The organism is Parafrankia sp. EAN1pec (assembly GCF_000018005.1).
GTDB classification, from domain to species: domain Bacteria; phylum Actinomycetota; class Actinomycetes; order Frankiales; family Frankiaceae; genus Parafrankia; species Parafrankia soli.
Genome location: NC_009921.1, coordinates 1 through 25,808, shown reverse-complemented (window position 1 = coordinate 25,808; position 25,808 = coordinate 1). Strand labels below are relative to the sequence as shown.

Here is a 25,808-nt window from a genome sequence, read left to right as displayed (position 1 = left end):
GTCACGACCGGATCACACACCCGGCGCCGGGACGCGGTGCCGGCCGGCCGGCCGGCCGGAGCACGGGATCAGCGCCGGCAACCACGCATCGGCGGCCGGTGGCCGTGTATCCGTGGCTGGTGGCCGCGGGTCAGCGCTGGTAGGTCGCCCGCAGCACGGCCCGCGCCAGGGTGTGGAAGGTCAGGTTGAACCCGACGACCGCGGGCGCCACGGTCGCGTCGATCTCCAGCTTCGGGACGTCCACGGCGTGGACGACGAAGACGTACCGGTGCGGCCGGTCTCCCTCGGGGGGCGCCGCGCCGCCGTAGTTCGCCGTGCCCCAGTCGTTACGGACGTGGTATGCCCCGGCCGGCAACCCGGAGAGGTCACCACTTCCGGCGCCCCGCGCCAGCTCCGTCACGCTGGCCGGCACGTCGACGAGCACCCAGTGCCAGAACCCGCTCCCGGTCGGGGCATCCGGGTCGAAGCAGGTGACGGCGAAGCTCTCGGTCTGCGCGGGGAAACCCGTCCAGGACAGGTGCGGCGACAGATCCGCGCCGCCGGCGCCGCTGAACACCTGGTCCAGGCCAAGCGGGCTGCCGTCGGTCAGGTCGTCGCTGCTCAGCGAGAACGACGGCAGCGGGGGCAGCAGGTCGAGCGGATCCGGTGCGGTGTTGCGGTCCAGCAGGGACATCAGTCGATCCTCTCGTACACGTTGGAAGACACTGGCAAGACAGAGCCGACATCCGTCGGCTCTGCGCTTCCCCGCGATGAAACATCAGCGCGCCGGTACGTGTGGAGACGGGTCATGAAGCTGGTCACCGCGATCGTGCGGCCCCACCGCGTCGACGACGTGCGGGCGGCCCTGACAACCTATGGTGTGCACGGGATTACCGTCAGCCAGGTAACCGGATTCGGGCTGGAAATGTGGCGCACCCAGACCTACCGCGGCAACGCCTTCCATGACGAGTCAACCAGCAACATCCGACTGGAGCTGGTGGTGGCGGACTCCGACGCGCCCGACGTGGTGAACGTGATCCGACGAACGGCGGCGTCGACGTCCAGCGGGGCCGGAAAGATCTGGGTGCTCCCGGTGGAGGGCCTGGCCCGGATCCGGACCGGCGAGCGGGGCGCCGACGCGCTGTGAGGTCCCCGGCCAGGACTCGGACATCCCGCCCCAAGACCGGGCGCAATGTGTGCATTGGGACAATCCGGGAGCTTTTCGGCTTATGTTGTGTCGCCGGGGCGACACCGGACCCACCGAGCGGATACGGTGGACAGGTTCCGGCGGGTGTCTCCCACTGAATCCCCCCGTATCAGTGGGCCGCCCGCCGGAACCCAGAACATCTCCGGGGCCACGGCCAGACCGCTTCGCGGTGGCCGCACCCGCTCCCGCCGCGAGCCTCGCGGCGGATCTCCGCCTCACACTTCCGAGCTCCCGGTCAGCGTTCCCGGTCGTTCCCGGATGCTCCCGCTCAGCGAGCGGTACCGAGGAACTCAGCGGTGCCGAGGAGCGGAGTGCCGCCCGCCACCGCCGCGGCGCCCGGCCGGGCCACGCTCCTCCTGGATCGGGGCCTCGCCCTCCCGCGGCCGAGCATCCTGGAATCCCTCGGTGTCGTAGCCGTGCCCGCCGTGCCCGGCCGCACCCGCCGTGCCCGCACGGGGCTGGTCGTAACGTCCGTCGTCGTAGCGGCTCTCCGGCTGCCACCCGTCCGCGTTGCGGTACCCGTCCGCGCTCTGGTACACGTCCACAGGCTGGTACCCGCCCTGATACCCGCCAGCGGGCTGGTAGCCGCCCGTGCTCTCGTAGCCGCCCGCGAACCCCGCGCCCGGGGCCCGGTCGTGCTCCCGGACCGGGCCGTCCACCCAGGCCGGACCATGGCCGGCGGCGGGCCCGGCGGGCCCGGTACCCGCGGCGTTGGTGGCGTCGGGGGACCCGGCGGCGTCCCCTGTCGTCGCCTTCGTCCGGCGGGCGCGCAGGTACTCGATCAGGATCGGGACCACCGAGATCAACACAATGAGGATCAGCATCGCCTCGAGGTTCTGGCGAATGAAATCGATCTTCCCGAGCAGCGAGCCGAGAACGGTGACCCCGCAGCCCCACAGCAGGCCACCGATCACGTTGTAGACCACGAACGTCCGGTAGTTCATCCGACTCACCCCGGCGATCACCGGGGTGAAGGTACGCACGATCGGCACGAAACGCGCCAGCACGATCGAGCGGCCACCATGCTTCTCGAAGAACTCGTGCGCCTGATCCACATACTCCTGCCTGAACAGCCGCGAGTCCGGACGCCGGAACAGCGCCGGACCCGCCTTCCGCCCGAACAGGTAGCCCACCTGGTCACCCGCGACCGCGGCCACACCGATCAGGGCACACGCGAGCCACAGCGGCGTGGACACCTCGTCCTGGGAGATCAGCAGACCGAGGGTGAACAACAGCGAGTCACCCGGCAGGAAGAACCCGACCAGCAACCCCGACTCGGCGAAGACGATCAGAAGGACGACCACCAGGCCGGCCTTCGCCAGACTGTCGGCACTGATGAAGTCCGGCCCCAGGGCCAGGGTGTTCGACGCGAACGTGGTCACTGTCGAGGGCCTCCAGGGAACTCAGGCGACGGGGCCGGCGCCCGCCCGTCCAGGGTCTCACGCCACGCAGTCGGCACCGATCCCGCCTCGGGGGAGGTCAGCTCACCCGGTGGCCCGCGCCCCGTACCGACTCGAAACTCGCTATAAGGGGCCTGTGCTCACAAGAAACACAGCGGATGCACAGACGACCTCTTCTCCGCCGAAACGGCCCATAACCTCATTACGTGGCAAGATCCCGGCTGTCTCTGCGCGGACTTGCCCTCACGGCCGTCATTCTGACGGGGCTGCTCACCACCTGCGCGTCGGAGCCGGCCCCGCCGCCGACGCCGGCCACCACTCCCCGGGCACCCGGCCTCGGCTACCAGCTCGCCGGGTACGGCCTGGAGGACGTCATGACCGGCGGCAGGCGGGGGTCCACCGAACTCACCGATCTGCCGCCCGGCGCCCCTGGTGAGCTCGTCTCATCCGCCGAGGTTCCCGCCCCGGACGGCATGCGCGCCTGGCGGATGATCTATCACTCGCGCGGACCCCTCAACGAGGACCGCCTGGTCACGGGCCTCGTCGTCGCCCCGGCCGGTACCTCCGCCATTCCCGCCGGCGGCCGCCGGCTGATCTCCTTCGGCCACGGCACCACCGGGATCAACGACTCGTGCGCGCCGTCACGGGCCGAGCCGCCGCTGTCGGCGGTGGGCGGGGTGCTGCCCCTCGTCCAGGCCGGCAACGTGCTGGCCATCACCGACTACATCGGCCTGGGTGGGCCCGGCGAGCATCCGATCTACGTCGCCGACACCGAAGGACGGGCGCTCCTCGACGCCGCCCGTGCCGCGCACTCGCTCTCCGACGCCCGAGCAGGGCGTGACGTCGTGCTCTGGGGCTACTCCCAGGGCGGTCAGGCAGCACTCGCCGCCGGTGGGCTGGCCGCGTCGTACGCGCCCGACCTGCGGGTGCACGGGGCGGCGGCAACGGCACCGTTGGCGGACCTGCCCACCTCGCTACGCCTGCTCGACCGCACCGTGCCGGACGGCGTCGCCTACGTGCTGCTCGCCGCGCTCGGCCTCGCTGCCGCGGATCCCACCATCGATCTGAACGCCATCCTGACCCAGACCGGGCGGCGGCTGACCGCCGTGGCGCGCAACCAGTGCGCCGTCGGCCTGCTGAAGGCCAGCCAGGGAGAGTCCACGTCGAGCGTGTTCACCGCGGATCCGTTCACCACGGAGCCGTTCGCGGCCGGGTTCGCGCGCCAGTGGCAGCAGACACGGCTCCCCGGGCCGCCCGAACTCGTGCTCCAGGGCGACCTGGACACGGTGATCCACCGGTCCACCACCGACGGCGTCGTCAGCGGGCTGTGCGCCAGCGGCGGTCCGGTCGAATACCACCGGTACGGGCTGGCCGACCACGGCACGATCCTCGGGGTCTCGATGGCCGATCTGACCAGCTGGATCAACGCCCGGTTCGCCGGGACGAAGCCACCAGGAGACATCTGCGCCCGCCCCTGAGCATCACCCCGCCGGCGGGTGGCGGTGCTCCGCGGCGACCCGGTGCTCGGTGCCCCGCTGTTCGGCGGAACGTCGCTCGGCCGGACGGTGCTCGGCGGCGATCCCGAAGCCGCGGCGGATCGGGGCCTCGGTCGGGCCGACCGGGTCCAGGCGCACCGGCGACAGGCCCACCCGCTCGGGGTGGTCGGCGGCATCGTCATCGGTCGTCTCGGTGCCGCTGGTCCCGGTCTCGCCGGTGCCGGCCGCGTGCCCGGGTACCTGCTCCCGGTCGACGTCGCCGCGGTCCGCCGGCCCACGGGGCGCGGTCTCGCCGGAGGTGGCCTCGTCGAGGGCCTCAAGGCGGGATTCGTCGGCGCCGCCGTCGACGACGCCCTCGCGAACCGGGTGTGCGCGCAGCTCCTGCTGCTCGCCCAGGCCAGCAGGCGCCAGGACATCTCGCTGTACATCAACTCGCCGGGCGGCTCGGTCGACGCGGGAATGGCGATCTACGACACGATGCAGTTCATCGAGAACGACGTCGCGACCTACGCGCTCGGGCTGGCGGCCTCGATGGGCCAGTTCCTGCTCACCGCGGGCACCGCCGGCAAGCGGTTCGCGCTGCCGAACTCGCGGATCATGATGCACCAGCCACACGGCGGCGTCGGCGGCACGGCGTCCGACATCGCCATCCAGGCCGAGCAGGCGCTGCACACCCGCCGCCGGATGCAGGAGCTGATCGCCGAGCACAGCGGTCACTCCGTGGCGGAGATCGCCGCCGACTCGGACCGCGACCGCTGGTTCACCGCGGCGGCGGCGAAGGAGTACGGGCTCGTCGATGCCGTCGTGGAGCACGTCCGGCGCGTGCCCGCCGGCTTCACCCGCTGACCGGGCGCTACGCGGGGCCAAAGGCCTGCCCGGCGCCCCTCGCCGCGGCGAGGGAGAACTCGACGAGCCGGCGGTGGTAGGCCGTGACCGCACCGGGTGGCTCGGGCGGCTCGCCCGGCTCGCCGCCCGGGCCGCCCGGGCCGCCCGGGCCGGCGCGCGGCCGCCCGAACGCCTGGCGCCCGAAGGCCTGACGGGTCAGCAGGGCGCCGAGGAACGCGGCGGCGGCCAGGTCGGTGTCGAGGTCGGAGCGGATCTCTCCGCGCCGCCGCGCGTCGTGGAACGCGTCCTGCACGGCGGCCGCGCAGCGGTCGACCGACTCCCGCCGGAACGCCTCGTACAGCCCGGGGTACCGGGGCAGCTCGGCCAGGCATCGGGCGAGGATCGACATCCGCGGCTCGGTGAAGACGGCGTCCACCAGAGGTGCCAGTCGTAGGAGATCCTCGCGCAGGGATCCGGTGCGCGGCGGCACGAGGCCGGCGGCCAGCGTGCCCAGTGCGGCGAGGACGAGATCGTCCCTGGTCGCCCACCGGGTGTAGATGCCCCGCTTCGCCACGCCCGCGCGGGCGGCGACGCTGTTGACGCTGAACCCGCCGACGCCGCGACCAGCCAGTTCGTCGACGGCGGCCCGCAGCACACGGTCGTCGATCGTCGCGTCGCGAGGACGGCCCCGACGTGGCCGCACACACTCCGCGGCCGGGTCATCGGGGGGCATCTGTCAAGAGTAAGGGCCGCCCGTTGGGCGCCGCGCTCACGGAGAGCGGAGCTACCCGGCGGTGTGGGTCACAGCATGCCGGCGAATATTCGAGCCGTGACACCGGTTGTGACCGACGGGTGTGCCTGCGCCCTCAGTCACCCCACGAAATCTCGGGGTACCTCGCGAACGGACCGCACGAACAGACCAGCCGACGAACAGAGGAACCGATGGCCGCACCGCTCTACACCGCCACGTCCACCGCCTGGGGCGGCCGCGATGGCCGCGTGGTGTCCAACGACAACCGCATCGACCTGCAGCTGTCCATGCCGAAGGGGCTGGGCGGGGACGACGGGCCCGGCACGAACCCCGAGCAGCTCTTCGCCACGGGCTACGCCGCCTGCTTCCACGGCGCGCTGAAGGCCGTCGCCCGGGAACGCAAGATCGACGTGACCGACTCGGCGGTCACCGTGTCGGTCAGCATCAGCCGCACCGACGAGGGCCTCGACCTGTCCACCCGCATCGAGGCGCAGATCCCGGGCGTCGACCCGGCGACCGGCCGTGAGCTGCTCGACCTCGCGCACGCCAAGTGCCCGTACTCGCGGGCCACCCGGGGCAACATCGCCGCGGAGGTGACGCTGGTCGACGGCGACAGCTGAGCGGCGGCACCCGCCGCAGGGAGCCCGCCGAGAAGAGCCCGGGGACGGGTCGGCCAACGGACGGACAAGCGGTGGCACAGGCGGTTCGAGCCCTTCAGCACCGATTACGAGCCGTCACGGGCTTTGTTGTGGAGCAAGGGCAAGTGTCCCGATTCCGTGAAGATCGCTGCCCAATGTCCTAGTGTGCCAAGCAACGGCGCTGTCCTCGGGCTCGCGGGACCCGTAGGAGGCCGCGAGCGATGGAGGGCGCACCGTTGCGGATAGCGTTGCTGTCGTACCGAAGTCTGCCTACTTGCGGTGGCCAGGGGGTGTACGTACGGCAGCTCTCGCGTGAACTGGTGACTTTGGGTCATCAGGTTCAGGTGGTGAGCGGGCCGCCGTACCCGAACCTCGACCCGGGAGTCGGACTCACCAAGCTTCCGAGCCTCGACCTCTACCGCGACGGGGACCCCTTCCGCTGGCCGGGGTTCCGCGAGTTCCGCTCGCTGGCCGACGTCGTCGAGTTCGGCATGATGCGCACCGGGCAGTTCTCGGAGCCGCTGGCGTTCTCGATCCGGGCCTTCGAGGCGCTCCGGCCGCGGCGTGGCCAGGGCCGGCCCGACTTCGACATCGTGCACGACAACCAGGGGCTGGGCTACGGCCTGCTGCCGCTGCGCCGGGCGTTGCGGCCCTACGGCATCCCGGTCGTGTCGACGATCCACCACCCGATCACCGTCGACCGGCGCCTGCACCTCGCCGCCACGACCAGTCGCCGTGCCGCGCTGGGCGTGCGCCGCTGGTACTCGTTCCTGCCCATGCAGGCACGGGTGGCCCGTGGTCTCGACGGCGTGGTGGTTCCCTCCGAGAGCTCCCGGCACGAGATCGTCGCTGACATGAACGTCCCCATCGAGACCCTGCACACCGTCCCGCTCGGCGTGGAGGCCGACGTGTTCACCCCGCGGCCGGCACCGCCGTCCGACGCCGGGAACGGCACCGTCGCCCCGGTACCGGGGCGGATCATCGTGGTGACCAGCGCGGACGTCCCACTCAAGGGGCTGATGGTGCTGCTGGAAGCGCTGGCGAAGCTGCGGGCCGAGCGCTCGGCGCACCTGGTGTGTATCGGGAAGGTGCGCGAGGGCGGGGCCGCGCAGCGCCAGGTCGGCGAGCTCGGGCTCACCGAGGCGGTGACGTTCCGGTCGAACGTCCCGCAGGCGGAGATGGTGGACCTGCTGCGGTCCGCCGAGGTCGCCGTCGTCCCGTCCCTCTACGAGGGCTTCAGCCTGCCCCTGGTCGAGGAGATGGCGTGCGGGCTGCCGCTGGTCGCGACCACCGCGGGCGCCCTGCCCGAGGTCGCCGGGCCGAACGGCGAGGCCGCGCTGCTGGTGCCGCCCGGCGACGCCGGCGCGCTCGCGGGCGCGATCGCCACGCTGCTCGACGACCCTGAACTGCGCGCGCGGATGGGCGCCGCCGGCCGCCGCCGCGTGGAGGAACGGTTCTCCTGGCAGGCCGCCGCCGCCGGCACCGCGGCCTGGTACGAACGGCAGATCGCGGCCGTGCGGGCGGCCGTCCCGGGCAGTGGGCCACCGCCCGTCGCCGTCTCGACCGGCGCGGCGGCACCGGTCGAGCCGGCATGCTGACCGTCGACTTCACCCGGTTCCCCGTCCCGCGCGACGCCCGGGTTCTCGACCTGGGCTGCGGCGCGGGGCGGCACTCCTTCGAGGCGTTCCGCCGGGGCGCACACGTGATCGCCCTCGACTACTCGACCGACGAGGTCACCGGCGTCGGCGCGATGCTCGCCGCCATGTCCGCCGAGGGCCAGGTTCCCGCCGGCGCCCGCGCGGCGCCCGTGCGCGGCGACGCGCTGGCGCTGCCGTTCGCGGACGACACCTTCGACCGGGTCATCGCGGCCGAGGTCCTGGAGCACCTGCCCGAGGACACCGGCGCGATGGCCGAGCTGGCCCGCGTGCTGCGCCCCGGCGGGTTCGCGGCGGTCACCGTGCCCGCCCGCCTCCCGGAACGGGTCTGCTGGGCGCTGTCGGACGACTACCACAACGTCGAGGGCGGCCACATCCGCATCTACCGGCGCGACCAGCTGATCGAGAAGCTGCGTGCCAACGGCCTCGAGCTGGTCGGCCATCACCGCGCGCACTCCCTGCACGCCCCCTACTGGTGGCTGCGCTGCCTGGTCGGCGTGCACGACGACGACCACCCCGCCACGAAGCTGTACCACCGCCTCCTGGTCTGGGACATGATGCGCCGCCCGGCGCTCACCCGGATGGCCGAACGCCTGCTGGACCCGGTGCTCGGCAAGAGCATCGTGCTCTACCTGCGCAAGCCGCGCCCCAGGCCGGAGCCGCCGGCGCGCTCACCGGCGCAGGCAGGGGTGACGACGGACGCGCAGGCGGTTGCGGCAGTGGACGCGGCGGCGCAGGCGGGTACGGACGCGCTGGCCGCACGGGCCGGCGGCAGGACACCGGAGGTCGAGCGTGCGGCCAGGTGAGTCGGCGACGGGTGCTTCCCTCCTCTCCCCCGAGGCGCTGCGCGCCACCGCGGACGCGATAGCCGCGGCCCAGGAGCCCGACGGGGCGATCCCGTGGTTCGCGGGCGGCCACACCGACCCGTGGGACCACCTGGAATGCGCGATGGCGCTGCTGGTCACCGGCCGGGTCGACGCAGCCGACGCCGCGTGGGACTGGCTGCACCGCCGCCAGCGCCCGGACGGCTCCTGGGCCACCAGCCACGTCGGCGGAGCAGTCAAGGAGGACTTCGCCGACAGCAACCAGTGCGCCTACGTGGCGACGGCCCTGTGGCACCGCTGGCTCGTCACCGGCGACCGCGCTTTCGTGACCCGGATGTGGCCGGTCGCCCGGGCTGCCCTGGACTTCGTCGTGGACATGCAGGCCCCCGGCGGCCAGATCTGGTGGGCCCGCACCCCGACCGGCGAGGACTACCCCGAGGCACTCGTCACCGGATGCTCGTCCACCCTGCACAGCCTGCGGTGCGGCCTCGGCCTCGCCGCGCTGGTCGGCGAGGCGCGGCCGGAATGGGAGGTCGCCGCCGGCGCGCTGTGGCACGCGCTGCGCCGCCATCCCGAGTACTTCATGCCGCGGGATCGCTGGTCGATGGACTGGTACTACCCGGTGATCGGCGGCGCGCTGCGCGGCGCGGAGGGGCGGGCCCGGCTGCGCTCCCGGTGGGACGAGTTCGTCGTGCCCGGTCTCGGTATCCGCTGCGTGGACGACGAACCATGGGTCACCGGCGCCGAGACCTGCGAACTCGCCATCGCGCTGCACCTGGTGGGGGAGACCGAGGCGGCGGCCGGCCTCGTCCGGGAGATGCAGCACCTGCGGGCCCCCAACGGGGCCTACTGGACCGGCTGGCAGTTCGCCGACGGATGCCACTGGCCGGAGGAGCAGTCAACCTGGACGGCGGCCGCCGTCGTACTGGCCGTCGACGCCCTGGCCGGCGGCCCCACCGAACGCACCTTCCGCGGGGACGACCTGCCCGAGGGCCTGCACGTCGTGCACCGCGACGACCTGCCCGAGCCACGCGACCCGTCGACGCCCCGCACCGGACGAGGCACGGCCGGCGAACGGGCGCCGTGCGGCGAGCGGCGGGCCGGCGGCCTCGCCACCCCCGGTCGGGGCGGCGAGGCGCTCACCGGTCCGTGGCGCGCGTGCGGGTGTGACTCAGAAGAGCCGGCGGAGGACCCGCAGCGATCCCGTGCGTGACATCTCGCTGAAGCCGTCCCGAACGGCGCGAAGCAGGACGTGGTACGGCGCCTGACCGCCGTCAGCGGGGTCGGGGAACACGTCATGGATCACCAGCCGGCCGCCGGGACGCACGTGGCGGGCCCAGGCCTCGTAGTCGGCCTGCGCCTGCTTCTCGGTGTGCCCACCATCGAGGAACAGCAGGTCGATGGGGGTGGACCACCACCGCCCGACGATCTCGGACCGCCCTACCACCGCGGTGACGACGTCCTCGACCCCGGCGGCCTCCAGGGTCGTGCGCAGCGTGGGCAGCGTGTCCAGCCGGCCGGTGCGGGGGTCGACGAGCGTGGTGTCGTGGTACTCCCAGCCTGACTGGTTCTCCTCCGATCCCCGATGATGATCGACCGTGACAACCGCGGCGCCGACGAGCCGGGCGGCGGCGGCAAGGTAGAGAGTGGATTTCCCGCAGTAGGTGCCGATCTCGCAGATCAGTCCGCCACCAGGCAGTTCGGCCGCGGCCGCGTGCAGCGCCAGTCCTTCCTCGGGTGGCATGAAGCCCTTGGCGGCCTCGGCCGCCTGCCGCAACGCCACGTCCACGTTGTCTCCTCGTCCCAGTGTCAGAGGATCCGAGAGGCGGATCCGGGGTACGCGACCGGCGGGATGGACCCGCCCGGCGCCCCGCCCCGCCGCCGATGCCGCTCGCCCGTCTTACCAGATCAGGCAAACCGGACGCATCGGATGTATGGACTCACGGCCGTGCCTCGGCGCACCCACATGGCTACGGGATGGGGTCGGACCACTGGCCCGATCAGGCTTTACCTCCCGAGGTTCCGCCGGCACGGCCCGGCATGGGTCGGTTGTCCGACACGCCGCTCGATCACATCCTGCCCGGATGCCACCCGGAACGCACGCAATGAACAGGGATATCCACAGCATCATCCACAGGTTTATCCACAGCCCTGTGCACAGAGCACAGCACCCTGGCAAGCACGACACCCATGAAGCACACGGCCGGCCACGGGAACACGGCAATTCCGGAGCGCCCTGCGGAGCTCCGGGGAGGGGACAGCGAGACGCCCGAACCCGGGGACGCCGGGGACGCCGGGGCACCGGGGCACCGGGGCACCGGGGCACCGGGCACACCAGGACACGGAAGCCTCCGGCCACCGGACCGCAGGAGCCCTCGGGACCCCGCCTCACAGCGTCCTGGGCGCCTCCCGGGCCTCACGGACCCCCGGACACTCCTCAGCCCCCGGCCCCCGGATGCCGCCGGCATAGTCGTCTCCGATGTGAGCGTCATCGCGGAGCATCCTGGGCGAGTTGGGCCCCTATACGGAAAGCCCCGCGCACGAATCCGTGGGCGGGGCTGAGAGAATCAAATCTTGATCAGATGAAGATGCAGGCCGAACGCCTGGTGCCTATGGGTGGACCTAGGTGGACTTGAACCACCGGCCTCTTCCTTATCAGGGAAGCGCTCTAACCGACTGAGCTATAGGTCCTGGCTGCTGATGAGAATACAGGATGGCGACGGCTCCGTGACGGCCGCCGCCCCCTGGATTCCGGCGGATCGGCTACTGGTCACTCAAGGTGACCTCGAGCCCGCCGATCATGTCCGCGCAGAGGTTGTAGAGCAGTGCGCCCAGGGTCGCCAGCGCCGTCATCAGGACGACGTTGATCGCCCCGACCAGCAGGGTGACCTGCATCGCCCGCCCGAAGGACAGCCAGCCTGAGACATTGGCGTTCGTGCCGTCGGTCAGGGTGTCAGCGGCCTTGGTGACGCTGTCGAAGACCCCGATCGAGTTCAGCACGAACCACAGCACCGCCACGGCGACAATCATGATCAGGAAGACGCACAGCGAGAACGCGAACGAGAGCCTGGTCACCGAGAGCGGTTCCACCCTGGAGACCCGCAGGCGGGCACGCCGGCCACCGGCGGGGCCCCGGCGTGGGCCCTGGCCGGCGGTGTCCCGCCCCGGCTCACGGCCGCCCGGCTGCTGCTGCCCCCGCGGGGGACCACCCTGTGGTCCAGGAGCACCGCCGGGCCGGCCGTGGTCGGCGTCGTCGACCCGGTCGAACGGCTCGGTGGACAGACCGTTCGGGCCCACACCTCCGGACGTCGGCAGTGGCCCTGGCGGCGTCCCAGGGCGATCGTAGGGGGCTGTGCGGCCCGCCAGCGGCGCCTGCCGGGTCGACGGAGTGGCTGCCCGCACCGGTTCAGGGGTGGGGCGGCGCTCGGCGGGCATGCGGTCGGTGACCGCGCCGCGATCCGGGGAGGTCTTCACGTCCGCGCCGACGCGATCCGCCGGGGGCTTCGAGCCCCGCTTGGGCAGGTTCGGTCGCACCAGCGAGATCGTGTCGCTGTCCCGGGGTGGGTCGACCGGTGTGCCGGGGCGTGCCGCCGGGCTTCTGACGGTGGTCTGCGCATCGGGCTTTCTCGTCGTCTCGGCTCTGGATGTATCCGGGCGAGCGGCGTCCGGTCGGGCGGCGTCCGCTCGCGTGCCCGTTCGGGATGCCCCCTTGCCAGCCGCCGGGGCGGCGTCCTTGGAGGTGCCCGCGCCGGCCCCGCGGGTCGCCTCGGTCGGCTTCCTGCCGTCGCCCGCCGGCCTGGCCGCGTCCGCGTCGCGGGCGGGCTGCCGGCCGGCTGGCTGGCGTGATGTCTCGTCGGGGTCGGAGTCACCGCCGCGCGGCGCGGGGGCGGCGCGGTCCGTCCCGCCGCCGGTGCCCGCCGAGGACGAGCCCGGAACGGTCGCCGAGGCGCTCAGCAGCTTGGGCTCTGCCGTCCCGCCGACGCCGAGGCGTGTCGTCTGACTGGTCTGGCCACCCGCACCGTCCCGGTCGGACGGGTCGTTCTCGTCCCGCCCGGGACGCTGGAAGAACGGGCTCGCCGCCCCGCCCGCGCCCGCACCGCTTGCGCCCGCGCCACGCGCGGGCGACGCCGATCCGGAGGTGCCGGGCGACGCCGATCCGGGGGCACCCTTTCCGGGCGACGCCGATCCGGAGGAGGGCCGGGACGGACCACGTGAACCCGATCCAGCCCCGCCCCCCGCGGCCGGACGGCCCTCCCCCGAGCGGCCGTCAGCGGGACGGCCATCGGTCCCGGGACGCCCGTCGGCGGGACGGCCGGTGCCGGGGAGGAACGCACGCTTGGACTCTCCGTCGTCCTTCCCCGGTGTCGAGCGGGGGCCACCCACACCGCCCCCCGCCGCCGAGCTCACGCCGGTTCCGGAGCCGGTTGTCCCGGGAACTCCCTTGCCGATCCCAGTTCCGGAACCGGCACCGGAACCCACGCCTGGTGCCGCGCCCACGGGCCCGGCCTTCGCCGTGCCGGACCGGCTGGAACCAGCCACAGAGGCACCGCCGGCGGCAGTACCGCCAGCCGCGGCGCGCCCGGCGGCGGTACCACCGACAGGCGCGCCACCGGCCACGGCCGCGGTGCGCTGCTCCGGACGGGCCGGGGATGCGCGGTGGACGGCCGACCGGGCGGGCCGGTCATTCTGACTGTCGCTCACGGATTCTCCCCGTCCACTCCTGGTCGCACGTGTGGCTTCACGCCCGTGGTCCTGGCGTGCCACCGACGACGCGCGACGTGGCCGCCCGGGACGGTCACGTCACCGGCTTCAGCCCGCCGTGCCGTCCGACCCGGCGGTCTCGCCGTCGCCGTCACTGTCGTTGGCATCAGCATTGCGCGCCACACCGACCACCTGCACACCGGCCTCCAGGTCGATGAGCCGTACGCCCATCGTCTGCCGTTGTGCCCGGCGAACATCCTTCGCTACGGTACGCAACACACCGCCATTGGATGTGATGGCGTAGAGCTGGTCGTTCGGCTCCACGACGAGCGCCCCGACCAGACCGCCCCGGGTCGACACGATCTTCGCCGTGAGGACCCCCTTGCCGCCTCGGCCCTGGATGGGGTACTCGGCGAGCGGCGTCCGCTTCGCGTAGCCGCCACTGGTCGCGACCAGCAGATCCGCGGGGCTCTCCGGCACGACGACGTCCATCGAGAGCAGTTCGTCGGCCTCGTCGAACCGCATGCCGATCACGCCGGACGTCGCCCGTCCCATCGGCCGCAGCTGCTCGTCGTCGGCGTGGAATCGGATGGACTGGGCGTTGCGGCTGACCAGCAGCAGGTCGTCACCGGGAGCGACGAGACGGGCGGAGATCAGCTCGTCGTCGTCACGCAGGTTGATGGCGACCAGGCCGCCGGCGCGGTTGGAGTCGAAGTCGGTCAGCGCCGTCTTCTTGCACAGGCCGCGCTTGGTGGCGAGCACCAGGTAGGGGGCGGCCTGGTAGTCCTGGATCGCCATCACCTCGGCGATCCGCTCGTCCTGGCTGAAGGCGAGGATGTTCGCGACGTGCTGCCCCTTGGCGCTGCGTGCCTGCTCGGGCAGCTCGTGCGCCTTCGCCCGGTAGACCCGGCCCTTGTTGGTGAAGAACAGCAGCCAGTGGTGCGTCGTCGTGACGAAGAAGTGCTCGACGATGTCGTCCTCGCGCAGCGCCGCGCCCTGCACGCCCTTGCCGCCGCGCTTCTGCGAGCGGTAGAGGTCGGTCTTGGTCCGCTTGGCGTAACCGCCGCGGGTCACCGTGACGACGACGTCCTCGCGGGCGATGAGGTCCTCGACGGACATGTCGCCCTCGAACGGGACGAGCCGCGTCCGCCGCTCGTCGCCGAACTTCTCGACCACCTCGGCCAGCTCCTGGCCGATGATCTCGCGCTGCCGCACCGGCGAGGCGAGGATCGCCTCCAGCTCATCGATCTTGGCGCGCAGCTCGGCGGCCTCGTCGATGATGCGCTGGCGCTCGAGGAACGCCAGGCGGCGCAGCTGCATGTCGAGGATCGCGGTGGCCTGGATCTCGGAGAGCGAGAAGCGCGCCATGAGCTGACCGCGGGCGACCTCCGCCGACTCCGCGTTGCGGATGAGGGCGATGACCTCGTCCAGGTGGTCGAGCGCGATCAGCAGACCGTCGAGGACGTGCAGCCGCTCGCGCGCCTTGCGCAGCTGGTAGCGGGTCCGCCGGACGATCACGTCGACCTGGTGCTCGACGTAGTAGGAGATCATCTGGTCGAGCCGCAGGGTGCGCGGCACGCCGTCGACGATCGCCAGCATGTTGACGCCGAAGGTGTCCTGCAGCTGGGTGTGCTTGTACAGGTTGTTCAGCACGACCTTCGCGACGGCGTCACGCTTGAGGTCGATCACGAGCCGCTGCCCGATACGCGCGGACGTCTCGTCGCGGACGTCCGAGATGCCGGTGACCTTGTTGTCACGGACGAGCTCGGCGATCTTCTCGGCGAGGTTGTCCGGGTTGACCTGGTACGGCAGCTCGGTGACGACGAGCTGGGTGCGGCCCTTGTTCTCCTCGACGTTGACCACGGCGCGCATCCGGATGCTGCCGCGACCGGTGCGGTAGGCGTCCTCGATGCCGTTGCGCCCGACGATCAGGCCGTGGGTCGGGAAGTCCGGGCCCTTGATGATGCCCAGGAGCGCCTCGAGGAGCTCCTCGGCGGTCGCCTCGGGGTGGTCCAGGGACCACTGCACGCCCTTGGCGACCTCGACCAGGTTGTGCGGCGGGATGTTGGTCGCCATGCCGACGGCGATGCCGCCCGCGCCGTTCACCAGCAGGTTGGGGAAGCGGCTGGGCAGGACGAGCGGCTCCTGCGAGCGGCCGTCGTAGTTCGGCGCGAAGTCGACCGTCTCCTGGTCGATGTCGCGCAGCATCTCCATGGCCAGCGGCGCCATCCGGGCCTCGGTGTACCGCATGGCGGCGGGCGGGTCGTTGCCCGGTGAGCCGAAGTTGCCGTTACCGTCGACCAGTGGGTAACGCAGCGACCACGGCTGGGCGAGCCGGACGAGCGTGTCGTAGATCGCCGAGTCGCCGTGCGGGTGGTAGTTACCCATAACGTCACCGACGACGCGGGAGCACTTGAAGTACCCCCGGTCCGGCCGGTAACCGCCGTCGTACATCGCGTACAGGACCCTGCGGTGGACGGGCTTCAACCCGTCACGCACCTCCGGCAGGGCACGGCCGACGATGACGGACATGGCGTAGTCGAGGTACGACCGCTGCATCTCGACTTCGATGCCGATGGGTTCGATGCGGTCGCCGGGGGGCGGGGGTAGGACGTCGACCACGGGGTCCTTCCAGGCAGTGGGGGCGATGAGTCGGCTGGGGCGGGCCGGGCGCCGGGTCGCGGGGATGGCCCGGTCCGGGCCACGCCTTCCGCGGGCCGCTCACTCGCAGGTCCGCCGGGATCGGAGTCGAAGGTGCCAGGCTGCCGGGACGGGTCGATCGGCCCGGTCAGCCCGGACCCGCCCCAGCGGAGGCTGGCTCAGATGTCCAGGAAACGCACATCCTTCGCGTTGCGCTGGATGAAGCTGCGCCGCGCGTCGACGTCCTCGCCCATCAGGACCGAGAACAGTTCGTCGGCGACGGCGGCGTCGTCGAGCGTCACCTGGAGCAGGATCCGCTTGTCCGGGTCCATGGTGGTGTCCCAGAGCTCGGTGGCGTTCATCTCGCCGAGACCCTTGAATCGCTGGATCGCGTCCTTGGGCAGTTTGCGGCCGGCCTCGACGCCCTGTTCGAGCAGGCCGTCGCGCTCCCGGTCGGAGTAGGCGTACTCCCAGTCCTCACGACCCCACTTGATCTTGTAGAGCGGGGGCTGCGCGAGGAAGACGTGCCCGGCCTCGACGAGCGGGCGCATGAACCGGAACAGCAGGGTGAGCAGCAGGGTGCGGATGTGCTGGCCGTCGACGTCGGCGTCCGCCATCAGCACGATCTTGTGATAGCGCAGCTTGGCGATGTCGAAGTCGTCGTGGATACCGCAGCCCAACGCCTGGATGAGCGCCTGGACCTCGGTGTTCTTCAGGACCCGGTCGATGCGGGCCTTCTCCACGTTCAGGATCTTCCCGCGTAGCGGCAGGATCGCCTGGAACTTCGAGTCACGACCGCCCTTGGCCGAGCCGCCGGCCGAGTCACCCTCGACGATGTACAGCTCGCACCGCTCGGGGTCGGTGAACTGGCAGTCGGCGAGCTTGCCGGGCAGGCCCGTCCCGCCGAGCAGGCCCTTGCGCCGGGTGAGGTCACGGGCCTGGCGGGCGGCGATGCGGGCGCGCTGCGCGTCGAGCGCCTTGCTGACGATCGAGCGGGCCTCGGTGCGGTTGACCTCGAACCAGTCCTTGAGCGCCGAGTAGCACATCTCCTGGACGAACTTCTTGGCCTCGGTGTTGCCGAGCTTCGTCTTGGTCTGGCCCTCGAACTGCGGCTGCGCGAGCTTCACCGAGATGATCGCGGTGAGGCCCTCCCGGATGTCGTCGCCGGAGAGCCGCTCGTCGGAGTTCTTCGAGCCGGCCTTGACCGGCTTGAGGAGGTTCTGGTCCTTCGCGTAGGCGTTGACCGCGCTGGTGAGGGCGGCCCGGAAGCCCTCTTCGTGGGTTCCGCCCTCGTGCGTGTTAATCGTGTTCGCGAAGGTGTAGACCGACTCGTTGTAGCCGGAGTTCCACTGCATCGCGAGCTCGGCCTCGATGCCGGTGCCCTTGGACTCCAGCGAGATGACGCTGCGGTGGACGGCGTCCTTGGTCGCGTTGAGGTGACCGACGAAGTCGACCAGGCCGTTGTCGTACTTGAACGTGACCTCGGTCGGCTCGGCCGCCTCCTCCGTCTCCGTGGCCTTGCCGCGCTCGTCCCGCAGGGTGATCGACAGGCCCTTGTTCAGGAACGCCATCTCCTGGAGGCGACGGAAGAGCGTCTCGTACTTGTACGTGGTGGTCTCGAAAATCGTGGGGTCGGCCCAGAACGTGATGGTCGTACCGGTCTTCTTCGACGTGCCGGTCTGCGCCAGCGGCCGCGCCGGACGGGAGTTCTCGTAGGGCTGGAACCAGCTGTGCCCGTCGGTCTGGATCTCGACGTCGAGTCGGGTCGACAGCGCGTTCACGACGCTCACGCCGACGCCGTGCAGACCACCGGAGACCGCGTACGACTCGCCGTCGAACTTGCCGCCGGCGTGCAGCGTGGTGAGCACCAGCTCGACGGTCGGGATCTTCTTGACGGGGTGTTCGCCGACCGGGATCCCGCGGCCGTTGTCCGTGACGCGTACGCCGCCGTCGGCCAGCAGGGTCACGCTGATCGTGTCGCAGTAGCCCGCGAGCGCCTCGTCCACCGCGTTGTCCACGACCTCGTAGACCAGGTGGTGCAGGCCCCGCTCCCCGGTGGAGCCGATGTACATGCCGGGGCGCTTGCGTACCGCTTCGAGACCCTCGAGAACCTTGATCGAACTAGCGTCGTAGGCCACGCGGCAGGTCCCCTCGTTCTGGACGGAAGTACCACTCAGTCTACCTGGCAACCCGCCGTAACGGACGCAAGGTGCCGTCTCAGCCGTGCGCAGGGCCCCGAACTTCGACCCGGTGACCTCCCCTACCGGCTCCGCGCCGCCCGCAGTCTTGCGCGCCTCTGCGACCGGTGGGCGACTGAAGCCGCGTCCCAGCGGACCCGCGGACCCGTTTCCGGGCCCGCCAGCACCCCTCCGACTTGGCCGGGTGGCCCTTGGCGTGATCTCTGGGATGCGCCGCGTGATCTCCGGGATGCGCCGGGAGCTGGTCCGTCATCCGTATGTGTCCCGCGGGCCACGGCCGCCCGGCGCGTACATGCCGCCGTGGTTCCATGACGGTGCGGCCGGGCCCCGCACCGTGATGCGCCGGACGACGTGCGGCCCGAGTTCCTTGCGGAGAATGCCGAGAATCTGCCGGGAGAGCATGCGTAGCTGCGTCGCCCAGGCCGTCGACTCGGCGACCAGCTCCAGTTCCCCGTCCCGCAGCGAGACCGGGGAACAGTGCGCCGCGATGTTCGGCCCCACCAGGACATCCCACCGCGCCAGCACCGACGCGTCGGTCGCCCGCGTCTGCCAGCCGCGCTCGGCGACGAGGCGCGCGACGGCCGAACCGAAGTTCATCGGCGTTCGCCACTCCCGGCCCGGCGCGGCGATGCCCGGCAGCCGTTGGCGCGCGGGCGGATCGCCGGAGTCATCCCGCCCACGACGCCCAGCCGCACCGCCACGGCCGCCGCTGCCGTCACCCGCCCCGCCACCTGGGCGGGTCGTCCCCCGTGCTCGCGCGTCCTGCTTCGCCCGCGCGAGCATCTGCCGGGCGAGATCGGCCCCGCGCACCGCGGGCGAGCCTGCGTCAGGAACGGCCTGCGATGCCTGCGCTCGCGGCTTTCCCGACGCGGACACCGCGGACGCCGCGGACGGCTTCGCCCCCGAGGGCACCGACGAATCGCGCCCCGCCGGCCCGGACGCCGGAGGCCGCGCGGTCGGCGGGAGCATTCCCGCGCGGTCGGCTGGTCCGTCGGCCAGTCCGTCAGCCGGCACGGCACACCTCCCCGGAGACCACCTCGAAGCGCACACCGGCAAGCTCCGCCGGCACATCCGCGTCGACCGCCGCGGTCACGAGTACCTGCTCGGCGTCAGCGACCAGGGCGGCGAGCCGCGCGCGCCGGCGGGTGTCCAGCTCCGCGAACACGTCGTCGAGCAGCAGCACCGGTTCCCGGTCGTCCGCGCGGAGCAGTTCGAACGAGGCCAGCCGCAGCGCGAGCGCCAGCGACCAGGACTCGCCGTGGCTGGCATAGCCACGCGCCGGCCGCCCGTTCACTGACAACAGCAGATCGTCACGATGTGGACCGACCAGCGTCACACCGCGCTCGATCTCCTGGGTGCGCACCGCCGCGAGACCGGCGAGGATCGCCTCTTCGAGCGCCGCCCGAGTCGCCGTGCCGCCGACGGCACCTCCCACATGGCCAACCTCTGTGCGGTCGGCTTCCGTGCGACCGTCACCCGCGCCATCACCCGTGCGGCCAGCCTCGGTGTCGCCAACCTCGGTGTCGCCCGAACCGCCGTTCCCGCTCGCGGGGTCACCCGAGCCACTCGGGTGATTCGGGCTGGCGCCGTTTCCGTTCCGGCCGGCGTCCCCGTCCGGCTCGCCCAGGCCAGCCCGGCCTGGCGACAAGGCCCGATCGGGTGACGAATCGAGCGTCACGGTCGAGCGGTACTCGATGCCGGTGGGCGCGTCCTGGCCCGCGACCGCGGCGTAGGCGCTCTCGACCCGCGGCCGCAACTCCTCGACCAGCGCCAGGCGGGCCGCGAGCAGCTCCGCGCCGTGGTCGGCGAGATGCCTGTCCCAGACGTCGAGCGTGCGCAGGTCGCCCCGGCCACCGGCACGGCGGGCGGCTCCCGCCGACCGCAGGAGCGCCGAGCGCTGCTTGAGCACCCGGTCGTAGTCGGACTGCACCGCCGCCATCCGCGGCGCCCGCGCGACCAGCAGGTCGTCGAGGAACCGCCGCCGCTCGGCCGGGTCGCCCTTCACCAGCGCGAGGTCCTCCGGGGCGAAGAGGACCGTGGCGAGCAGTCCCGCCACGTCGCGGGCCCGGGCCACTGGGGCACGGTTCAGGCGGACCCTGTTCGCCTTCCCGGGCACGATCTGCATCTCGACCAGCGCGGCCCGGTCACCGCGCACGATCCGGGCCCGAACAACAGCCTGCCCGCACCCCTCGCGGACGAGCGGAGCATCGTTCGCGACACGATGGCTACCCAACGTGGCGACGAATCCGATCGCTTCGATCAGGTTCGTCTTGCCCTGACCGTTCGAACCCACGAACGTCGTGACACCTGGCTCGAGGACGAGGTCCAGCCGGGCGTACGAGCGGAAGTCGGTCAGGGACAGGTGGGTGAGATGCACGTCACCCGTTGAGTCGGATCGGCATCAGCAGGTAGCGGTAGTCGGGGATCTCGGTCTGGTCGTCGCCGCCCTTGCCGGTGAGGATCGCGGGCTTGCTCGCGGCAAGCGCGGCGTCCTCGGCGCTGGCGAACCCGATCCGGACGATGTCGGACTCGAGCGCGCCGAGGGCGTCGAGCAGGTAGGCGGGGTTGAAGGCGACCGTGAGCTCAGGCCCGTCATAGGTGACGGGCAGAGTCTCGGACGCCTGGGCCTCGCCGCCGGTACCTGCCTCGAGGACGAGGTGGTCGGGGGTGAACGTCAGCTGCACCGGGGCGGTGCGGGCCGCGACGAGCGCGACGCGCTTGACCGCCTCGGTGAGGGGAGCTATCTCGAGCTGGGCGATCAGCGGTGAGCTGTCGGGCAGCAACTTGCGGTAGGGCGGGAAGGTGCCCTCGAGCAGACGCGTGGTGGTCTGGCGGGTGTTGCCGGCGAAACCGGCGAGCGTCTCCCCGGAGGGACCGGTGCCGAGCGCGACGGCGACCTCGACGCCCGAGCCGGACAGGCTCTTCGCCGTGTCGAGCAGGGTGCGGGCCGGGACGAGCGCGACGCCGGACGCATCGGGGGTCGCAGGGCGCCACTTGAGCGTGCGCACGGCGAGGCGGTAACGGTCGGTAGCGGCGAGGGTGAGCGTGTCGCCGTCGATCTCGAGACGCACGCCGGTGAGGACCGGCAGGGTGTCGTCACGGCCCGCGGCTACGGCGACCTGCGCGACGGCACTGCCGAACGCGGCGCCCTCGATGTGCCCGGTGATCTCCGGCATCGGCGGCAGGGTCGGGTAGTCGTCGACGGGCAGCATCGGTAGTGCGAACCGGGCGTTGCCGCAGGCGACGACGAGGCGGGTGCCGTCAACGTGGACGTCGACCGGCGCCGCGGGCAGGGAGCGGGTGATGTCCGCGAGCATCTTGCCGTTGACCAGGCCCCGGCCCTCTTCGGTGACGGTGGCGTCCAGCTCACCCTGCGCGGCGACCTCGTAGTCGAACGCGGCGACCTTGAGCGCCGGACCGGTGGCGTCGAGCAGCAGGCCGGCCAGGACCTGCAACTGCGTGGTCGCCCGGCTCGGCAGGGTGCGGGCCGTCCAGGCCACCGCGTCGGTGAATTCGTCCCGTTCCACGCGGAACCTCATGGACATGTCCTCCCGTCGTCCCGCGGTGGCCGTTCCCACGGCCGCTCGCGGAACTTGACATCACCGGCATAGCTACGCCGAGCCGAACACCTGACGCGCGCCACCCGCCTCGTCGGCAGGGAGCGGGCAGTCGAGCACCAGCCTGACCCGATCCAGCATCCCAGAGCGCCACGAGCGGGCGGCGGGTGGTCTGTGTTCCGAGGGTGGCACACCGGGCTCGACGACCGGGCACACCCCCTGCACCGGCCGATCGAAGATCCGTGGCGAGCAGACCGGACGGCTGACTGTCGCGGTGGCGCCTGAAGGTCACCCGCGTCCGGGGTGTCCGGGGTGATCTTCCGCATCTCGCCAGGGACCACCGCGCCGCCGCAGGAGCCCGAAACCACCGTGCCGCAGGACCGCATGAGGACTTCGCTTCGCATGCGTCGTGATCGCCGTCCTCGCCTGATCACCGGCTGGCGCGTGCCGCGTTGGAGGCGCCTGCCGCATCGGTGACTAGACGAGCGCCAGCCGCGCGGGGGATCTGGCGTGCGCCGGTCGCACCGACGGAGCCAGGGGCCACACCGGTCGCGCTGATGCCACCGGTCGCATCGGTGGCGCTGGTCGTGCGGACCCGCGTCGGTGATCCGTCCACGTGCCGCGCAGCGGAGGGACGACTCCCGGACGGCGGTCGAGGTTTCGCGGGATGCCCCGACGGGGAGGCGGCTGACCGAGGGCAGCGACCGCATCGCTCCGTGCGCTCGCTTCGGGCAGCCAGGCCACACCATGATCGAAATTCGAGGTTGTCCCCAGCTCCTACTGCTTCGAGGTTTTGATCTCTCTGAAGAAGATCTAGTTCGTAGTAGTAGTAGGGGCTGTGGAAACTGTGGAAAACGGCCGTTTTCCCAGGTCAGACCCACTGAGGCCCTGTGCGCATCCTGGGGGTGCCGATGTGGATGATCAAGGGGTTTATCCCCAGGGCTTGATCGATTCCACAGGTGACCCTCAGATGCACACAGGCTGTACACACGTTCATCCACTGGCTACCCACAGGCTACGAGGCCACTGTCCCCAGCTTCGAAGGCCACTTGGAGTCCGCCTGGAACCCGCTCGACGATCGGCCCGCCGCGCTCGAGCGGTCGACTCCGGTTCTTCGCAGGTCGGGAATCACCTGTTATCCACAGCCTTTTCCACAAGCTGTGGGTGAATGCCACGCAGTGGGCTCTCAACCGTTTCGGTCACCCCACCCGTTCTCCGCCGACTCAGCCCTCCGCTCGCAGCGCCGACCGAGAACGCCCCGCTCGGATGCGAACCCCCGCTCGGATGCGGACTCGGATCGGCACCCCCGCTCGGACAGGACTCGGACTCCGACCAGACGTCTGTTCGGACCAGGCCCGGACCGGACTCGAGCTCGAACCTGAACGCAGGCTTAACCCCGGACGCGGAGCCGGATGCGTACTGGACGAGCACCGGACCCGAACGCCGATGTGCACTCGGAGTCGCGCCCGGGCCTGGACGCGCGTGGACACCAGTGCACTGGCCGGCCCGGACTGTGGGATTTCCTCCGCCCAGCCCTAACGCGCGTCGAATGTTCGTGTCGGTTCGGCTCCCGTGTCCGGTCGGCCCTGTGTCGCCGTGTCCGGGTGTCCGGTCGGCCCGTGTCCGGCGGCCCGGTGTCCGCTCCGCCCCGTGTCCCCGTGTCCCCGCGACTCCCGACTCCCCGGCCGCTCGAGGCCTGCACGACGCGGCTCGGGGTCCGTGCGGTGTGGGTTGTGGTTCGCATGTCATCTTGCGGGAGTTTCCGCCGGACTCGGTGGTCGCAGCGGAACGGTCGGACGCTGCAAGGCGTCGCGGCGGGCCGGGCCTGGCTGACACATTCGCGTCGGAATCCCGGGCTAATACCGGATCTCAGGTGAACACCGGATTGGGACCCGGCGCGATGCGCCGGTCGCTCACGTCGCGCGAGGATTCGGGCAGCCGGCGCTGTGCATTGCGCGCGGAGCCGTTCGAGCCAGGAGTTTCGAGAAAAATCCGGAATCAGAAGTCTGGCAAAAGTGTCAAAGCCCCCACGCGGCCTCCCCTGCCCGGTAGCACAAGCACCTTAACCCGGACAAAGTGGTCGCTCTGGTTTCTGTCGTGCCGGGATGGTGCCACGGCCAGAGCCAGGGCCTCGAGACGAATCCGCCCCGGACGTGATTCCGGCCCTGGAGCGGGATCGGAGGTGAAGCCGACCCCGGACGCGTCGCCACCCCCGGGCGCTACGCCAAGCGGCTAAGTCGATGCAGAGTGTGCACACCGAAGAGTGCGGAGAGTGATCGAGAGTCAGGCGTGTCGGGCTTGGGCGCGGATGCGGTTGGTCAGTTCGGTTACCTGGTTGTAGATCGCTCGGCGTTCGGCCATCAGGCCGCGGATCTTCCGGTCGGCGTGCATCACGGTGGTGTGGTCCCGTCCGCCGAAGTGCTGGCCGATCTTCGGGAGGGACAGGTCGGTGAGCTCACGGCAGAGGTACATCGCGATCTGACGGGCTGTCACCAGGACCCGGCTGCGCGACGTCCCGCACAGGTCCTCCATGGAGACACCGAAGTACGCCGCGGTGGCGTTCATGATGGCCGCGGCGGTGATCTCCGGGTTGGCCGCGTCGGGGATGAGGTCGCGCAGCACGATCTCGGCGAGTGTGCGGTCGACGTGGGACTTGTTCAGGCTGGCGAAGGCCGCGACCCGGATGAGCGCCCCTTCGAGCTCGCGGATGTTGCGCTCGATGTGCGTGGCGATGTACTCGAGGACGTCCGGGGGGACCGGCAGCCGCTCGGTGGCGGCCTTCTTCGAGAGGATGGCGATCCGCGTCTCGAGGTCAGGCGGCGTGACGTCGGTGATCAGCCCCCACTCGAATCGGCTGCGCAGGCGGTCCTCGAGGGCCGAGAGCTGCTTGGGCGAGCGGTCCGAGCTGATGACGATCTGCTTCTCGGTGTCGTGCAGGACGTTGAAGGTGTGGAAGAACTCCTCCTGCGTCCGCTCCTTGTTCTCGAGGAACTGGATGTCGTCCACCAACAGGACGTCGATGTCCCGGTAGCGGCGCTGGAACGCGAGCTGACGGTCGTCGCGGATCGAGGCGATGAAGTCGTTGGTGAACTCCTCCATGCTCACATACTTGATCTTGCTCTCGGGGTAGAGCTTGACCGTGTAGTGGCCGATCGCGTGCAGCAGGTGAGTCTTGCCCAGCCCGGAGTCACCGTAGATGAACAGCGGGTTGTAGGCCTTTGCCGGGGCCTCCGCGACCGCCACGGCGGCGGCGTGTGGGAAGCGGTTGCTGTCACCGATGACGAAGGTCTCGAACAGGTAGCGGGGGTTGAGCCGGGCTGGTTCGGACGGGCGAGGCGACGGGTCGCGGCCCAGGCCCGGGGCCATCCGCCCGGGGGGCGCCCCGTCGACCCGACCCTCGAGACGTCCGTCGAGACGATCTTCGTTCCGGCGGTCCTCGCCTCGGTGCTCCTCCCCCGGCCGGGGCTCGTGGCCGGTTCCGAGTAGCGAGCGGGGGCCGCCGCCGGGGTCGGTGCCCGGGAGAGTGAGGGGACCGGTCATCGGTTCCGGGTCCGGCGTGTGCTCGACGGTGACCGCGACCCGGATCTCCCGGCCGTAGGCCGTGGACAGCGCGGTGGAGAGGAACGGTCGAAGCCGGGAGTCGAGCAGGTCCTTCGTGAACTCGTTCGGCGCGGCGAGCAGCGCGGTGTCCTGGACGAGGCCGAGTGGACGGGTCAGCCTCAGCCACGCGCGCTGCTGGCCGGAGAGCGTCCCGTCCGCGACGCCCGCCACTGCCTGCTCCCACACCGCCGACAGGTCCGGCTCCGAGGTGGGCGCGGCTCCCCGGGACGGCTGACCGGCGACGGAGTCGGCGCTGAGGTCGGTCACAGGGGGGCTCCTTGTGGCTCTTCGTGGCTCTCGGGCGGGACCACACGACCGCCGGGAGCCGGAGTCGCTG

General features: G+C 71.4%; 18 protein-coding genes and 1 tRNA gene. 7 read left to right on the top strand and 12 right to left on the bottom strand.

The window, feature by feature from the left end; translation table 11 throughout:
- Nucleotides 1-130: 130 nt before the first annotated feature.
- Nucleotides 131-673, bottom strand: a complete 543-nt coding sequence (locus FRANEAN1_RS00095; RefSeq protein ID WP_012157465.1) for a YbhB/YbcL family Raf kinase inhibitor-like protein — start codon at nt 671-673, stop codon at nt 131-133.
- 114 nt (nt 674-787) lie between these two features.
- On the opposite strand from FRANEAN1_RS00095, the gene FRANEAN1_RS00090 reads away from it, so the two are divergent.
- Nucleotides 788-1,126 (top strand): P-II family nitrogen regulator, encoded by a 339-nt coding sequence (locus tag FRANEAN1_RS00090; protein ID WP_012157464.1) that lies wholly within the window; start codon nt 788-790, stop codon nt 1,124-1,126.
- 350 nt (nt 1,127-1,476) lie between these two features.
- Here the strand turns inward: FRANEAN1_RS00090 and FRANEAN1_RS00085 are convergent, their stop codons facing one another.
- Complete coding sequence (locus tag FRANEAN1_RS00085) at nt 1,477-2,568, bottom strand: VTT domain-containing protein (RefSeq protein WP_012157463.1); 1,092 nt, start codon at nt 2,566-2,568, stop codon at nt 1,477-1,479.
- A 224-nt stretch (nt 2,569-2,792) separates the two neighbouring features.
- On the opposite strand from FRANEAN1_RS00085, the gene FRANEAN1_RS00080 reads away from it, so the two are divergent.
- Nucleotides 2,793-4,064 carry a lipase family protein gene (locus FRANEAN1_RS00080; protein WP_041253459.1) on the top strand — a complete coding sequence of 424 codons (1,272 nt, stop codon included), beginning with the start codon at nt 2,793-2,795 and terminating at the stop codon, nt 4,062-4,064.
- Between the two features lie 258 nt (nt 4,065-4,322).
- A complete protein-coding gene (locus tag FRANEAN1_RS00075) occupies nt 4,323-4,928 on the top strand; it encodes an ATP-dependent Clp protease proteolytic subunit (protein WP_347177290.1) in 606 nt (201 codons plus the stop codon).
- A gap of 7 nt (nt 4,929-4,935) precedes the next feature.
- Here the strand turns inward: FRANEAN1_RS00075 and FRANEAN1_RS00070 are convergent, their stop codons facing one another.
- Nucleotides 4,936-5,640, bottom strand: coding sequence for a TetR/AcrR family transcriptional regulator (locus FRANEAN1_RS00070; RefSeq protein ID WP_012157460.1), 705 nt, complete (start codon nt 5,638-5,640; stop codon nt 4,936-4,938).
- Between the two features lie 209 nt (nt 5,641-5,849).
- On the opposite strand from FRANEAN1_RS00070, the gene FRANEAN1_RS00065 reads away from it, so the two are divergent.
- From FRANEAN1_RS00065 to FRANEAN1_RS00050, 4 genes are all read left to right on the top strand, one after another.
- Nucleotides 5,850-6,278 carry an organic hydroperoxide resistance protein gene (locus FRANEAN1_RS00065; RefSeq protein ID WP_012157459.1) on the top strand — a complete coding sequence of 143 codons (429 nt, stop codon included), beginning with the start codon at nt 5,850-5,852 and terminating at the stop codon, nt 6,276-6,278.
- Between the two features lie 239 nt (nt 6,279-6,517).
- A complete protein-coding gene (locus FRANEAN1_RS00060; protein ID WP_012157458.1) occupies nt 6,518-7,894 on the top strand; it encodes a glycosyltransferase family 4 protein in 1,377 nt (458 codons plus the stop codon).
- Nucleotides 7,888-8,757, top strand: a complete 870-nt coding sequence (locus FRANEAN1_RS00055; RefSeq protein ID WP_012157457.1) for a class I SAM-dependent methyltransferase — start codon at nt 7,888-7,890, stop codon at nt 8,755-8,757. Before FRANEAN1_RS00060 ends, FRANEAN1_RS00055 begins: the two co-directional genes overlap by 7 nt.
- Nucleotides 8,744-9,988 (top strand): hypothetical protein, encoded by a 1,245-nt coding sequence (locus tag FRANEAN1_RS00050; protein ID WP_012157456.1) that lies wholly within the window; start codon nt 8,744-8,746, stop codon nt 9,986-9,988. The genes FRANEAN1_RS00055 and FRANEAN1_RS00050 overlap by 14 nt, the downstream gene beginning before the upstream one ends.
- On the opposite strand, the gene FRANEAN1_RS00045 is transcribed toward FRANEAN1_RS00050, so the two are convergent.
- The 9 genes from FRANEAN1_RS00045 to dnaA all read right to left on the bottom strand — a co-directional run bounded on the left by FRANEAN1_RS00045 (nt 9,947) and on the right by dnaA (nt 25,738).
- Nucleotides 9,947-10,564, bottom strand: coding sequence for a class I SAM-dependent methyltransferase (locus FRANEAN1_RS00045; RefSeq protein WP_012157455.1), 618 nt, complete (start codon nt 10,562-10,564; stop codon nt 9,947-9,949). The two genes, FRANEAN1_RS00050 and FRANEAN1_RS00045, sit on opposite strands and share 42 nt — an antisense overlap.
- 828 nt (nt 10,565-11,392) lie before the next feature.
- A tRNA-Ile gene (locus FRANEAN1_RS00040) sits at nt 11,393-11,466 on the bottom strand.
- A gap of 72 nt (nt 11,467-11,538) precedes the next feature.
- Nucleotides 11,539-13,182 carry a DUF3566 domain-containing protein gene (locus FRANEAN1_RS42820; protein WP_347176920.1) on the bottom strand — a complete coding sequence of 548 codons (1,644 nt, stop codon included), beginning with the start codon at nt 13,180-13,182 and terminating at the stop codon, nt 11,539-11,541.
- Nucleotides 13,183-13,584: 402 nt separating this feature from the next.
- Complete coding sequence (gene gyrA / locus FRANEAN1_RS00030) at nt 13,585-16,098, bottom strand: DNA gyrase subunit A (protein WP_012157453.1); 2,514 nt, start codon at nt 16,096-16,098, stop codon at nt 13,585-13,587.
- A gap of 197 nt (nt 16,099-16,295) precedes the next feature.
- Complete coding sequence (gene gyrB, locus FRANEAN1_RS00025; protein ID WP_012157452.1) at nt 16,296-18,254, bottom strand: DNA topoisomerase (ATP-hydrolyzing) subunit B; 1,959 nt, start codon at nt 18,252-18,254, stop codon at nt 16,296-16,298.
- Between the two features lie 309 nt (nt 18,255-18,563).
- Complete coding sequence (locus tag FRANEAN1_RS00020; protein ID WP_347176919.1) at nt 18,564-19,328, bottom strand: DciA family protein; 765 nt, start codon at nt 19,326-19,328, stop codon at nt 18,564-18,566.
- The gene (recF, locus tag FRANEAN1_RS00015) at nt 19,318-20,691 is read right to left on the bottom strand and encodes a DNA replication/repair protein RecF (RefSeq protein ID WP_012157450.1); all 1,374 of its coding nucleotides are present in this window, start codon (nt 20,689-20,691) and stop codon (nt 19,318-19,320) included. The genes FRANEAN1_RS00020 and recF overlap by 11 nt, the downstream gene beginning before the upstream one ends.
- A 1-nt stretch (nt 20,692) precedes the next feature.
- Nucleotides 20,693-21,853, bottom strand: coding sequence for a DNA polymerase III subunit beta (gene dnaN / locus FRANEAN1_RS00010; protein ID WP_012157449.1), 1,161 nt, complete (start codon nt 21,851-21,853; stop codon nt 20,693-20,695).
- 2,301 nt (nt 21,854-24,154) lie between these two features.
- Nucleotides 24,155-25,738, bottom strand: coding sequence for a chromosomal replication initiator protein DnaA (gene dnaA / locus FRANEAN1_RS00005; protein ID WP_012157447.1), 1,584 nt, complete (start codon nt 25,736-25,738; stop codon nt 24,155-24,157).
- Nucleotides 25,739-25,808: the final 70 nt, after the last annotated feature.

Excerpts from the sequence above, each read along its gene's own strand:
- FRANEAN1_RS00095 (WP_012157465.1), bottom strand. The coding sequence starts at position 673 with ATGTCCCTGCTGGACCGCAACACCGCACCGGATCCGCTCGACCTGCTG.
- FRANEAN1_RS00090 (WP_012157464.1), top strand. The coding sequence starts at position 788 with ATGAAGCTGGTCACCGCGATCGTGCGGCCCCACCGCGTCGACGACGTG.
- FRANEAN1_RS00070 (WP_012157460.1), bottom strand. The coding sequence starts at position 5,640 with ATGCCCCCCGATGACCCGGCCGCGGAGTGTGTGCGGCCACGTCGGGGC.
- FRANEAN1_RS00065 (WP_012157459.1), top strand. The coding sequence starts at position 5,850 with ATGGCCGCACCGCTCTACACCGCCACGTCCACCGCCTGGGGCGGCCGC.
- FRANEAN1_RS00060 (WP_012157458.1), top strand. The coding sequence starts at position 6,518 with ATGGAGGGCGCACCGTTGCGGATAGCGTTGCTGTCGTACCGAAGTCTG.
- FRANEAN1_RS00055 (WP_012157457.1), top strand. The coding sequence starts at position 7,888 with ATGCTGACCGTCGACTTCACCCGGTTCCCCGTCCCGCGCGACGCCCGG.
- dnaN (WP_012157449.1), bottom strand. The coding sequence starts at position 21,853 with ATGAGGTTCCGCGTGGAACGGGACGAATTCACCGACGCGGTGGCCTGG.